Raw genomic sequence first — 13,537 nt, forward strand, 5'->3', positions numbered from 1 at the left:
GAACTATATAGATTAAAAAGTTCATCCATAGTTTGTTTCCAGCAAGGTGCTTTAATGTTTTCAAATTTTTTAAAATTTTCAATATTTATTTTTGTATCAAAAAGCTTTATTAGCGTTTGTGTATTGATTTCTATTGGTTGAATAATTGTGGTTTTAATATGTATCACAAAAACCCTTTTTCTTTATCGTCAAGGTATTCTTTTTTTAATGGTTCTTTGTTGTAGTCTATAACTATTTCATCATTTTTATTTATTTGTTTTATTGTTTCTATGCGAATTGGATTGTATTTTATCTCTACATTTGGCACACTTGAGTGATTTATATAGCTATATTTTGTCCTAAATGCTCGCACAAGTAATGTTTTATTGCTAAGAGCATTCCACTCCATAAAAATATAGTTTTGATATTTCCCTAAATTTATAATTTTTGCTATTTCATCATAGTGATCCCAACTCATTACTTGTCCATCTAAAAAGCAAAGTATTGTGCCACTATCTAAATTTTTATTAGCAAAAAGTCCAAATCCGTGAATTTTACTTTCAGAAATATACGTAAAATTTATATTGTCAATTATGGTTTCATTTATAAAGTCTATATTTTTTGTTACATCTGTATCTTTTTCGCTCAAAATTTCTCCTAGTTATACAAAAAAGTAAAGCCAATAAAATTATTGGCTTTAAAAATTATTTTGAAATATCTTTTCCAAAATATTTCATCGAAATTTCGCTTATCTTGCCCTCGGCTTTTAGCTCATCAAGCGCTTTATTTATCGCTTCTAGTAGCTCGGTGTTGCCTTTTTTAAGAAGTGCAGCAGTTGGCATCGGCTCATTGCTAGTATATGCGATCTTTAGCGGTGCATTTGGGCGTTGTTTGATGTAGTCAAAAAATGTGACATTGTCATTTATCGTATCGTCAGCTCTTTTTGAGATGATAAGCTCAACGCCTTTGCTAAAGCCATCGGCTACGACCACTGTTGCGCCATTTTTCTCAGCTATCGCTGCCCAGTTGCTAGTTGCAGAATGCACGCTTTTTTTGCCCTTTAGATCAGCAAAACTTTTGATGTCGTTATTGTCTTTATGCACGACAATTACTGGATATGGCATGGTGTAAGGCACGCTCATGTCATACTTTTTCTTTCTATCTTCGTTTATGCTAACTTGGTTAAAAACAACATCTGCTTTGCCAGCGTCAAATGCAGCTAGCATCGCATCCCATGGAGCTGTTAGAAACTCAATTTTTAAATTTAACTTTTGCGCTACTGCTTTTGCGATATCTACGTCATAACCTACTAGCTCGCCCTTTTCATCATAAAATGAGTAAGGTGAGTAAGTGCCTTCAGTTGCAACTATAAGTTCGCCTTTTTTGATAGTTGAAGCATTTAAATTTAAAGCTAAAAAAGCACCTGCGATAAAGCCAAAAATGGGCTTAAAATTCATTGATTCTCCTTATTTAGAAATGTCTTTGCCGAAGTATTTAAGCGAAATTTCGCTTAAAACTCCTTCTTTGCTAAGCTCATTTAGGGCATTATTTATCTTATTTAGTAGCTCTTTGTTACCTTTTTTAACAATCGCAGCCGTATACATCGGCTCATCGCTAGCTTCGATGATCTTTATAGGGGCGTTTGGATGTTGTTTGATGTAGTCATAAAACATCACCGCATCATCTATCGTATCATCTGCTCTTTTTGTGATGATCAAATTTATCTGATCGCTCAAACTATCAGCCACAACTAGCTTGGCACCATACTTTTCAACTGTTGGTATCCACATACTATTTACTGAATGTACACTTCTTTTGCCTTTTAGATCAGCAAAACTTTTGATGTCGTTATTGTCTTTATGCACGACGATGGCCGAGTAAGAGACCATATATGGCACGCTGTAGTCATACTTTTTCTTTCTCTCGTCGGTTATACTTACTTGGTTAAACACCACGTCCGCCTTGCCAGCGTCAAATGCCGCAAGCATCGCATCCCATGAAGCTTCGATAAATTTTGGCTTTACTCCTAGTTTTTTAGCCACGGCTCTTGCTATCTCCACATCATAGCCCATTAGCTCATCTTTTTCATTGTGAAATGAAAATGGCGAATAAACGCCCTCAGTTGCTATCCTTATGACGCCATCTTTTTTGATCTGATCGTAAGAATTTGCCAAGGCAGAATTTAAAGAGAGCAAACAGCCAACTACGCAGAGCGCACCAAATTTAAAAGCACTAGAAAATTTCATACAAAACTCCTTATTAAGAAAAATAAAATCAATAACGGAATTTGCAAAAAAAGATAAATTTAAGATTTATGCAAATGTCAGTCGCAACTGCGACCTAGGTAATATTTTGGCGCTATTTTATCACAAAAATAAAATGGCGGTGGCTCACTCCGCTAAAAGTGAGACCGCTAGAGCTTTTACCCCCTTAAAATCAACCTTGCCGCTTGCAAGCGTTGGGATATCATCAACGATAAATATATAGCTTGGCATCATTATAGGAGCTAAGTTGCTCTCTTTTAAAATTTGCTCGATGTTCTCAGGCTCTGTACCACTTTTTACTAAAAGTGCGATCGCTTCGCCCTTTTTGCTATCTGGCACGTTTGCGCTGCTAAAGACAACGTCGCCCCCAAGCACCTTTGCAAGCTCTTCTTCGACGCTTCCAAGGCTTATCATCTCGCCGCCTATCTTGGCAAATCTTGAATACCTATCGACGATAAACACAAAGCCGTTTTCGTCTATGTGGCCTTTATCGCCAGTTTTATAGTATCTTACGCCATCAATGTGCGTGATGACCTCGCTTGTTTTGGCTTCGTCGTTTAGATAGTCCTTCATCACCTGCGATCCGCCGATGACGATGAGTCCGTCTGTGCCAGTTTCTAGCTCTTCAAGCGTCTCTGGGTCGATTATCTTGATGATAGTGCCAGGTAGAGGCATGCCAACGCTGCCAGGTCTATTAAATGTAAGCTCTTTTAGGCTCTCTTTTTCTAGGATATTTGGCATATTTACAGCAGCTACCGGCGCAGTTTCGGTCGCGCCATAACCTTCATAAATTTCTATGCCAAATTTGAGCCTAAACTCATCTTTTATCTCAGGTTTTAGCTTTTCAGCCCCAGCTACGACCATTCTGGCACTTTGAAACATCAGCGGATGAAGCTTTTTGTTTCTGGTGTAGAGCCTAAAGAAGGTCGAGGTGCCAAAGATGATGCTAGCGCTGTGTCTTGCGGCCATTTTGCCGATAGTCGCTCCGTCTGTTGGGTCAGGCACACTTACCATTTTTATGCCCTCGCAAAGCGGCATGAGCGTGGTTACTGTTAGTCCAAATGAGTGAAATACTGGGAGTGAGTTTAAGATCACGTCATCTTTTTTGAAATTTAGAAGTTCGCTTATTTGCTTAATGTTTGCAAGTAAATTTTTGTGGCTTAGCTCGATGCCTTTTGGCTCGCCCTCGCTGCCGCTACTAAATAAAATGGTAGCCGTATCCTCTAAGCTTACACGCTTAAAATAGCAAAGCTTAATAAGCCAAACTGGAGCAAAAAAGGCGGTTAAAAGCGCTAAAAATTTCTCTTTTTTTGAGACGCTAGCTGAGAGATCTTCTGCAAATTTAGCCTTGCTAATCATTGCATCTTTTAGATCAAAGCCCTTAAGTGCGAGCTTTTCAAGAAATTTGCTAGATGTGATCACTGTATTTATATTTGCCTTTCTTAGGGCGTGATTTAGCGAGGTAACATTAAGCGTATAGTTTAAATTTACGCTCACTTTGCCCATGGCAAGAAGCGCCATATTGACGATAGCTGCGATGCTTGAGCTAGGTAGTAAGATGCCTATATTTTTCTCATCTTTTAGCTCGCGTTTGAAAATTTTGATAAAGACTAAAACGGCTGTTATAAATTTCAAGTTGCTTAAATTTAGCCCAGTGCTGTCGCTCACACACTCTTTAAATTTATCCTCTTTTGCGTTATTTAGCCATTCGCTTGTTAGTGGTTTTTGCCTTGAGATAAAGCTCTCCCACGATGAAAAGCTAAGCTCAAGCACCTTTTGCTTCATCTTTGCAGCGTTTATAAATGTGGTTATCGGTTTGCCAAAGGCGACGATGATGTCGCGTCTGCCGTTTTTAGAAGTGAGGTCTTTGTAAAATTTACTAGCTCTTGAAAAGCTTGAACCCCAAAGACCACGAAGGTAAAATGGCACGATGCAAATTTCTTCTAGATCTCTGATGATAAGCTCAAAGCCCTTTTGAAATTCATTTACCTGGCCGTTGTAGCTGATGTGGCCCTCTGGGAAAAGTGCGACCACTTCGCCATTTTTTAGGCACTCTCTAACTAGCTCTATGGACTCTTTGCTAGCGCCTGCGCCTATTGGGATCACTTTAAAAAATTTAAAAATTTGCTTTAGATACCATTTGTTATAGATCGTTCTATACATGACAAATCTTATGCCCCTTGGACTTGCAGCTTGAAGCACGAGCCAGTCGATCCAGCTGATGTGATTGCCAAGAAGTAGTGCGCCACCACTTTGCGGTAAATTTTGAAGTCCTTCTACGAAAAAGCGGTACTTTGTCTTTAAAAATGGCAGTAAAAGTAGCCTTGTAAAAAGGTGTGGAAGCTGCAAAATGGCGTAAAAACTGCCGATTAAGCAAACAAGCGCTGTAAATACAAAGAGTCCAGTGGTTGAAATTTCAAAATATACTAAGCCTATGCCAATGGCTAGAAATAGCAGCATTGAGACGTTTTGCAAGAAGTTGTTTGCCGCCATTATCTTGCCGGTACTTTTTTGTGGGGCAAAGTACTGGATCATCGCATTTAGTGGCACTATAAATATGCCTCCAAAAAAGCCAAATGCAAATGAACTAAGGCTCACTACGCCGATGCTTGAGCCAAATGCGAAAAATAAAAGCGAGAAAAATATACCAATAGCGCCCATCGGCACGATGCCAAGCTCGATGTGAAGCTTTGACATAGAGCCAGCCACGTATGAGCCAAATGCTATGCCTATGGCGCTTACTGCAAGGATGGCTTGCACTGCTAGAGAGCTGTCGTCATTAAAAACTGCCTTGTAGTGAGCTGGAAAAGCTGCGATGATGATCTGAGAAATTCCCCAAAATATGCTAAGACCTGCGATGCTTAGCCAGATATTTTTATCTGACCTTACCTCTTTTAAATTCTCTCTTAAGTAGCTAAGGCTGATGTATTTTTTAAGCTCAAATTCTCCGCTTTGTTCGTTTGTTTCGCTGATATAAGGTAGCTTGTAGGCAAAAAATGCTTCAAGTGCGCTAAATACAACCAAAAAGATGCCGATAGGATAGACGCTTTTTAAAATTTCTTCTGAGTTTTCGCCTTGGATGTATAAATTTTCAAATATAAATGAAAACAAAAATGAGCTAACAAGTATCGCTACGATGGTTAGTGCTTGGATGACGCCGTTTGCTGTGCCAAGTCGCTCAGTGCCGACAAGTGCTTTGATGATGCCGTATTTTGCTGGCGAGTAGATCGCACTTTGAGCGGCAAGTATGAGCGTGAGCGCAAATGCCACGCCAAAGGCACCCAAAAGGTAGCTAATAAGCACCGCAACGCTGATAACAACGCCAAAGACGGCGCAAATTCTAATAACCTTTGTCTTTGCAAATTTGTCATTTATAAAGCTTGAAGGCGAAAATAAAAATATAAATGGAAGCAAGATCATCGCATTTATAACGGCTGTTAGGATAAAAAGTGTATCGCCTGAGTAGGTCTTTAAAAGGACGTTTTGAATTGTTATTTTGTGCGCTAGATCGACACTTGCGTTTAAAAATGCGATCGCAAGATAGGGCAAAAAGCCAGTGACTTTTAGTAAATTCCTCATGAATAAAGCCTTTTTGGATTTAAAATTTTGTAAATCTAGCAGTAAAATATTTAAAATATCATTAATAAAAAACTCTAGCCATAAATTTTGTGGTGAAATTTCTTTGAAAAAATTTAAATTTTATATGCTTTTTGATAAAATCCGCCTATCAAAAATAAGGAAAAATTTATCATGGACTATGAAATCATCGTCGTTGGCGGCGGACATGCTGGCATTGAGGCAAGTCTTGCGGCTGCTAGAATGGGCAAACAAACTTTACTGATCACGATCTTAGCTGAGCAAATAGGCGCTGCAAGCTGCAACCCAGCCATCGGAGGCCTTGCAAAAGGGCATCTTGTAAAAGAGATCGACGCGCTTGGCGGTCAAATGGGGCTTACAACTGACGCTGTTGGTATCCAGTTTCGCGTGCTAAATGAGAGCAAAGGTCCAGCTGTGCGTGGTAGCCGCGCTCAGATCGATATGGATAGATACCGCGTTTATATGAGAAATTTGCTTTTAAACACTCCAAATTTAGAAATTTCTCAAGAGATCGCCACTGAAATTTTAAGCGAAAATGGCGAAGTAACTGGCGTTAAAACTCACCTAAATAACATCTATAATGCAAAAAAGGTGATAATTACAACTGGCACATTTTTAAACGGGCTAATCCACGTTGGATTTAACAAACTTGAAGCTGGCCGCGTGGGCGAGCTAAGCGCAAAGGATCTAAGCTCTAGCTTAAGGGAGCTTGGGCTAAATTTAGGCAGGCTAAAGACTGGAACATGCCCAAGGATCGACGCAAAAACGATAAATTTTGAAATTTTAGAGAAGCAAGATGGCGATGCAAAGCCAGTTGCATTTAGCTTTAGAACTAAAAATTTCTCCCCAACGCAGCTACCATGCTACATCGCCTATACAAACGAGACCACCCATGAGATAATCCGCTCAAATTTCGATAAAGCACCACTTTTTACAGGTCAGATCGAGGGCATCGGACCAAGATATTGCCCTAGTATCGAGGATAAGATAAACCGCTTTGGCGACCGCGACAGACACCACCTTTTTATCGAGCCTCAAACACTTGAAGCGACAGAGTACTACATAAACGGCTTTTCAACGAGCCTGCCTTATGAGGTGCAAGTGCAGATGCTCCGCTCTGTAAAGGGCTTTGAAAATGCCAAAATAGTAAGGCATGGATACGCTATCGAGTACGACTACGTCGAGCCAACGCAGTTAAAGCATAGCTTAGAGACTAAAAAAGTAAAAGGGCTATACTTGGCTGGGCAGATAAACGGCACGACTGGATACGAGGAGGCCGGCGCTCAGGGGCTAATGGCTGGTATAAATGCAGCGCTTTCGCTGGATAACAAAGAGCCACTTATCTTGCGCCGTGATGAGGCTTATATCGGCGTTTTGATCGATGATCTTGTCACAAAAGGGACAAAAGAGCCATATAGGATGTTTACGAGTAGGGCGGAGTATCGCTTGCTTTTGCGTGAGGAAAATGCCATTTTAAGGCTTGGTGGATATGGCCATGAGCTTGGGCTGCTTGATGATGAGACTTTTAACGAGATAGAAAATATAAGAAGAAATTTAAAAGAGGGGTTAGAGTTTTTAAACGAGACTCAGATCACGCCAAGCAAGGCAAATTTAGAACTTTTAGCAAGCCTTGATGAAGAGCCGATCAGCCAAAACGTGAGCCTACAAAAGATAGTCGCACGTAAGAGCTTCACGGCTGAGAAACTAAGAAAGCTTGATGAGAGATTTGTAAATTTAGACGATGCGAGCATGGATCAAATTTTAACCGAGTGCAAATATCAGCACTACATCGGCGAGCAAAAAAATCAGATCGAAAAAATGAAAGATATGATGGATGTGAAAATCCCTGAAAATTTCGACTTTAGAAGCATAAGCGGCCTTAGCAATGAAGTGGTCGAAAAGCTTGAGAAATTTGCCCCGCCAACGCTTTTTGCGGCGAGTGAAATTTCAGGCATCACGCCAGCAGCTATCGATATCTTACATATTTATATAAAGATGAGCGAGAAAAAGGCTTAAATTTAAGCCTTTTATGGTTTTAAAGTTTAACTAGCGTTTAAAATTTAAAACAAAGTCACTCGTTTTTAGTAGTTGCTATTTATAATTTTTTAAGTTTAATAAATTTTATTATTAAAATTTTCTATTTTACAAGCGCTAAAATAGAAAATTTTTTTATCTTAACGTTTGGCCACTAGGTCAAATTTCTCTTTTATAAGATGCTCGAAGTCGCTATATACAAGCGTTTTTAGATAAATTTACCTCAAATTTTGGTGTAAAAAAAAGCTTAAATTCACTTTATTTTTACAAACTATATTGTGAGATTATAGTTTTTTAATTTTTTGGGAGTATAATCGTTTAAATTTTATTTATAGAAAGGAAATTAATGTCAGTAAAGCAAGAAAGACGAAGCTTTATCGGCCTTGCGTTTGGTGCCGTGGCAGCTGTCGGTGGTGCGATGTCACTAGTTGCCATGAAAAAGACATGGGATCCGCTCCCTAGCGTAAAAGCTGCTGGTTTTACAACTGTCGACCTAAGCCCGATCAAAGATGGCGAGATGAGACAGGTTGAGTGGCGTAAAAAGCCTATTTTCATCCTCAAAAAAAGCCCAGATATGGCTAAAAACGACAAGAGAGATGTAGTCGTTGGAGATGCGAGGTATGTAGTTCTTATCGGACTTTGCACGCACCTAGGATGTATCCCTGAGTATAAAGCGAGCAAGCAAATGTTTGTCTGTGCCTGTCATGGCGGCGAATTTAACGTTGATGGCGTGCAGACATACGGACCTCCACCAAGACCGCTTGATATCCCACCATTTAAGATCGATGGAACCAAGCTAGTTCTAGGCGAAACAAGCCCAGAATATGAAAAATTAGTAGCTAAAGCTTAGGAGGTTAGCGATGTCTTTATCTCATAAATCAACTGGCGTTATCGACTGGCTTGACCAGCGCCTAGCTTTTACAAAGCTTATGAAGGTTCTAGTTAGCGAATACTGGATCCCAAAAAATATAAATTTCCTTTGGGCGATGGGCGTTATCTTAACGACGCTTTTCTTACTTTTGATCATCACTGGCTATTTGCTTATGATGTATTACAAACCAGATGTAAATTTGGCCTTTGACAGCGTAAATTACACTATTATGCAAGAGGTCGAGTATGGCTGGCTTTGGCGTCATATCCACGCAGTTTCAGCTTCTACGATATTTCTTATCATGTATATCCACTTGCTTACTGGACTTTACTACGGCTCATACAAAAGAGGCAGAGAGGTCATTTGGGTAAGCGGTATGGTGCTATTTATCTGCTTTTCAGCAGAGGCATTTAGTGGCTATATGCTCCCATGGGGACAGATGAGCTACTGGGCGGCTACTGTTATCACTCAGCTTTTTGGTGGTGTGCCAGTTATCGGCGATGCTTTGGTTGAGTGGATCAGAGGAGACTATGCAGTTGGCGACTCAACGCTTACTAGATTTTTTATGCTTCACGTCTGTTTGCTACCACTTGTAACTATCGTTGTTTTGGTTATTCACTTCTACTCATTAAGAATTCCTCACGTAAATAACCTAACAAGTGAAGATATCGACTTTGAAGTAGAGGCGCAAGAGTATCTACACGGTGATAGAGCAAAAGCTAAAGTTATACCATTTTGGCCAGGATTTTTGGCAAAAGACTTCATGTATGTATCATTTTTCATGATCTTTGTCATCTATCTTGTTTGCTATCACTTCAACTTTGCGATGGATCCTATCAACTTTGAGCCAGCAAATCCGCTAAAAACTCCACCACACATCTATCCAGAGTGGTACTTCTTGTGGCAATATGAAATTTTACGTGGCTTCTTCTTTGATATCGCTGGAATTTCAGCTTATAACATCGGTCTTATCGCATTTGCATTCGCAGGTGTTGCGTTTATGCTTATACCACTTTTTGATAGAAGCGACCTTGTAGCTCCAGCTCATAAAAGACCGCTATTTTTCGTATGGTTTTGGGTGCTAGTTGCAGACCTTATCGTCTTATCTATATATGGCAAGCTCCCAACAGGCGGTATCAACGACTGGATAGGATTTTATGCTTCACTGCTATTTTTAGTGCTATTTATAATCGCACTTCCAGTTATCACAATACTTGAAAGAAAAAGGGGCTAATCATGAAAGAGCTTAAAATTTTTGCCATCGTTGTTATTCTTTCAGGTATTTTATACTGGGGCATCGAGCCTTACGCTCATACAAAGCTTCATCCGCACACTGCAAATGCTGAGTACAACTTCTCAAAAGAAGATACTGACTATGCAAAGCACTTTTTAGAGCAGAAAAAAGAGGCGCTTGAGGCTGCAAAAGCTAGCGGCAATAAGGCTAGCATAGAAGCGGCTACAAAAGATGTCGAGACAGCACAAAAAATTCTTGATGACTACACAGCTTTTTGGGCTGATATAAATTCGATCGACCTTGCAAAAGGTGACGCTGCAAAAGGCGCTGAGACATTTGGCGCAGCTGGATGCACAGGATGCCACGGCATCGAAGCAGCTGGTATGCCAGCTAGTATGGACGCTGAGACAGCTAGCCAAAGCTTTGGCGTAGTGCCACCAGATCTTAGCACAGCTGGTAAAATTTATGACGAGAGATTTTTGGCTGCACTTATCAAAAATCCAACTATGGCTGTAAAACTATCTCATAAATTTAATGACGAGCATCCTTATCCGATGACTGCATTTATGGGTGCTGGCGGCGATATAAATGCTGAGATCGCTGACATAGTTGCTTATCTTAAAAAAGTATCAGCTGATGCGGATGCAAAGAGCAAGATCACTGAAGAAAAGGTATTTGCTGATGCATGTCAAAGATGCCACGATATGAAGTATGATAAAAAATATACTCTTAGCAACAAAGTAAGCCTTGCAGCATATATGGGCTCAAACCCACCAGATCTATCTATGATGATCCGCTCAAAGGGTGCTGACTACTTGCATAAATTTATAAACGATACTCAAAAGATGCTTCCAGGCACTGCGATGCCTAGAGTTGGCTTAAATAAAGCCGCTGAAGATGACATAGTATCTTACATAGAAAAAGTAGGCGACAGCAAAAAGGCTGAGCGCGAGAGCACAGGACTTTATGTCATGATCTACTTCTTCATCTTAGGAATTTTTGCTTGGCTTTGGAAACGCAAAGTCTGGAGCGAACTCCACTAAAATTTAAGAGCCTTTTTGGCTCTTAAATTCTTTCTAGTAAATTTACATATATAAATAGGTAATCTTTAAAATTATTCTTTTACAAATTTAATCAAACTATCTTTGCAAATTTTTAAATTTATTTGACACTAACATGATTTAACAAAACAAATTTGCAAATTTTAAAATCTCATTCACTTGCAAGAATTGACTACAGATTTTAGGTCTCGCAAAGCTTGCCACTAAAATCAGAGCCGAAATTACTCGTTCATGAAATTTTAAAATTTGTTAGAGTTTTTAACACATGCGACACGATAGTGCTATCGCATGCACTTCTAATGTTGTCGGGGTTGGGGGATTGTTAAGGGGGAAGGGAGCGACTTCGTAATTCAAGTCCCCTTGTCTCCCTTTTGGATAAAAAGAAATTTACAAATTTAATAAAGCTGTCTTTGCAAATTTTAAAACTTTCACTCACTCGCAAGAATTGGCTACTAAAATTTGGTTTCGCTTACCGCTTAGCTCAAATTTTAGAGCCGAAATTACTCGCTCATGAAATTTTAAAATTTGCCTTTATTGATTGACTAGCTTAAATTTAGAGGTTAAAAGCATTTGAGAAATTTGCTGGATTTTGCGCTTTGATAGTGTCATACGTGCCCAGTGTGCAACAGGTGTTTGGCAAAAGATGTGGCAAATGCGAGGATATTAACAGCCACTAAGCGAGTAAATTTGTATTTTCTAGCAAATTTACTCAGCAAAAACCACATAAATTTACGCAAAACAGCTAAATTTAACTCGCCGTAAAGCCACACTAAACGGCTAAATTTCTTTGGCGATCTTGCTCATTTTGTTTATCAGCTCTTCACGCTCGCTTGATTTTAGGTTGCCGTATTGAAGCTTTGTCATCATCTGCATGAAGTCAAACTGTTTAAACATCTGCGCATCGCTCTTTAGCTCTTTTTCAAGCTTCTCATAGATCTTTTCTGTCTCTTTGTTCGCTTTTTCTAAATTTTGCAAAAAGCTTCCAGTAGCGCTTGCATCAAGGTCGTTTTTGGCTGCCTTGTCGATGGCATTTTTTAAATTTGATAAATTTTCAGAAATTTTCATCTGCACTTCCTTTTGGATTTTAAAATTTAGAGCAAATTTTATTCCTAAATTTCATTCCACCACTTTTTTCTAGGTGGATTTTGCACGCTGAAAACCTCTCCGATCATCGGCGTGGCGTAGTTTAGCTCAAGTTTTGTTGCAGCCTTTTCAAAACGCTTGATCGGCTCATCCCAAGCGTGATAAGAAAGATCAAATTTGCCCCAATGCACCGGCACGCCAAGCCTTGCACCAAGATCTTTTAGCGCTTGTGCTGACTCCTCTGGTTTCATGTGTACGTAGGGCCAGCCATCGCTGTAAGCGCCATTTTCTATGAAAACTAGATCAAATCCGCCAAATTTCTCATTTATCATCTTAAAATGCTTGCCATATCCGCCATCACCGCTAAAGTAAAAGCTAAAGCCAGCCTCCTCTACCGCCCAGCCACCCCAAAGTGTGGTATTTCTTTTAAATGTACGCCCGCTAAAGTGCCTTGAGGGGCAAAAAGTGAAGTTTAAATTTCCTATCTTTTGCTCATTAAACCAGTCAAACTCGTAAATTTTGCCTTCATCCACGCCCCATTTTACGAGGTGAGCTTTGACGCCAAGCGGTACTAGAAATTTGGCTATCCTATCCTTTAGCTCAAGTATCGTTTTATAGTCGAGATGGTCGTAGTGATCGTGCGAGATGAGGGCGATGTCGATCACCTCTGGGTAGTCGCTAGCGGTGATGGCGTGCTCGTAGGTAAAGGGCTTGCCGCCAACTGGCAGCGGAAATGCTCGGTGCAAAACTGGGTCCGTGACGATCGTTTTGCTATCAAGCTTGCAGATGAGGCTAACGTGCCCAAGCCAGATAAACTCGCCATTTTTGAGGGCATTTGCGTCAAATTTTAAATTTGGCAAAGGCTTAGTTGGTAGCTTGCCCTTTGGTGGAAAGAGCGCTTGCGGAATGTAATTTAACATAGACGCTTGCGGATTTTTCTTTACCATATCAATCGTTGGCTCTAAATTTACAAAAACTTTGCCGTTAAAATTTGGCGAAGCCTTTATAAGCTTTTGGCTCTTGGCATCTGGTTTGCCGCCAAAAACTGGGGCAAATTTTATAAAAACAAAAACTGAAGCAATAAATAAAACTATAACTATAAAAATTTCCATCAATAACCTTTTTAAATTTAAAGGTTGAATTATATTTTAGGTTTTTAAATTTCAGTTTTATTTAATAAATCCAAACTTAAAGAATTAATTTTTAAGTTTAAACTTAATTAAGATAATTTTACTCTTTTTAGTAATTATCTGTTATGAAATATTAATCTTTTTTGATTAATCACACGAAAACAACGCCGTTTAATAGCATATCTTAAACTAATATAAAATAAAAATTTAATTTCAAAAATACAAAATTTGTCAGATAGCTGACGGAATTTAATCGCCAGAAGTTATAGAATTGTTTCAAAAAT

The 13,537-nt window shown here is 39.3% G+C and carries 10 protein-coding genes; 4 read left to right on the plus strand and 6 right to left on the minus strand.

Features of this window, described 5'->3' with window-relative positions; genetic code table 11:
• Nucleotides 1–163: 163 nt before the first annotated feature.
• From G6W43_RS08140 to G6W43_RS08155, 4 genes are all read right to left on the minus strand, one after another.
• Entirely contained in the window at nucleotides 164–628 is a 465-nt protein-coding gene (locus G6W43_RS08140) for an SET domain-containing protein-lysine N-methyltransferase (RefSeq protein WP_103616937.1), read from the minus strand.
• A 55-nt stretch (nucleotides 629–683) separates the two neighbouring features.
• Nucleotides 684–1,436, minus strand: coding sequence for an amino acid ABC transporter substrate-binding protein (locus tag G6W43_RS08145; protein ID WP_103616936.1), 753 nt, complete (start codon nucleotides 1,434–1,436; stop codon nucleotides 684–686).
• A 9-nt stretch (nucleotides 1,437–1,445) separates the two neighbouring features.
• On the minus strand, nucleotides 1,446–2,225 hold the full coding sequence (locus G6W43_RS08150) for an amino acid ABC transporter substrate-binding protein (RefSeq protein ID WP_148825042.1): 780 nt from the start codon (nucleotides 2,223–2,225) through the stop codon (nucleotides 1,446–1,448).
• Between the two features lie 144 nt (nucleotides 2,226–2,369).
• A complete protein-coding gene (locus G6W43_RS08155; RefSeq protein ID WP_194169563.1) occupies nucleotides 2,370–5,822 on the minus strand; it encodes an acyl-[ACP]--phospholipid O-acyltransferase in 3,453 nt (1,150 codons plus the stop codon).
• A gap of 171 nt (nucleotides 5,823–5,993) precedes the next feature.
• Here G6W43_RS08155 and mnmG point away from each other — a divergent pair, with 171 nt between their 5' ends.
• The 4 genes from mnmG (at nucleotide 5,994) to G6W43_RS08175 (ending at nucleotide 11,022) form a co-directional block, all read left to right on the plus strand.
• Complete coding sequence (mnmG, locus tag G6W43_RS08160; RefSeq protein ID WP_194169564.1) at nucleotides 5,994–7,856, plus strand: tRNA uridine-5-carboxymethylaminomethyl(34) synthesis enzyme MnmG; 1,863 nt, start codon at nucleotides 5,994–5,996, stop codon at nucleotides 7,854–7,856.
• Between the two features lie 364 nt (nucleotides 7,857–8,220).
• Nucleotides 8,221–8,724: a ubiquinol-cytochrome c reductase iron-sulfur subunit gene (petA, locus tag G6W43_RS08165; RefSeq protein WP_002939267.1), complete on the plus strand. Its 504-nt coding sequence runs from the start codon at nucleotides 8,221–8,223 to the stop codon at nucleotides 8,722–8,724.
• Nucleotides 8,725–8,734: 10 nt separating this feature from the next.
• Nucleotides 8,735–9,979, plus strand: a complete 1,245-nt coding sequence (locus G6W43_RS08170; RefSeq protein ID WP_021085400.1) for a cytochrome b — start codon at nucleotides 8,735–8,737, stop codon at nucleotides 9,977–9,979.
• 2 nt (nucleotides 9,980–9,981) lie between these two features.
• The gene (locus G6W43_RS08175; protein ID WP_194169565.1) at nucleotides 9,982–11,022 is read left to right on the plus strand and encodes a c-type cytochrome; all 1,041 of its coding nucleotides are present in this window, start codon (nucleotides 9,982–9,984) and stop codon (nucleotides 11,020–11,022) included.
• 795 nt (nucleotides 11,023–11,817) lie between these two features.
• On the opposite strand, the gene G6W43_RS08180 is transcribed toward G6W43_RS08175, so the two are convergent.
• Both G6W43_RS08180 and G6W43_RS08185 read right to left on the minus strand, forming a co-directional pair.
• Nucleotides 11,818–12,105 carry a hypothetical protein gene (locus tag G6W43_RS08180; RefSeq protein ID WP_087581727.1) on the minus strand — a complete coding sequence of 96 codons (288 nt, stop codon included), beginning with the start codon at nucleotides 12,103–12,105 and terminating at the stop codon, nucleotides 11,818–11,820.
• A 44-nt stretch (nucleotides 12,106–12,149) separates the two neighbouring features.
• Complete coding sequence (locus tag G6W43_RS08185; protein ID WP_194169566.1) at nucleotides 12,150–13,235, minus strand: MBL fold metallo-hydrolase; 1,086 nt, start codon at nucleotides 13,233–13,235, stop codon at nucleotides 12,150–12,152.
• Nucleotides 13,236–13,537 lie beyond the last annotated feature (302 nt).

Origin of the sequence: Campylobacter concisus (assembly GCF_015229965.1) — a bacterium.
Taxonomy (GTDB): domain Bacteria; phylum Campylobacterota; class Campylobacteria; order Campylobacterales; family Campylobacteraceae; genus Campylobacter_A; species Campylobacter_A concisus_BD.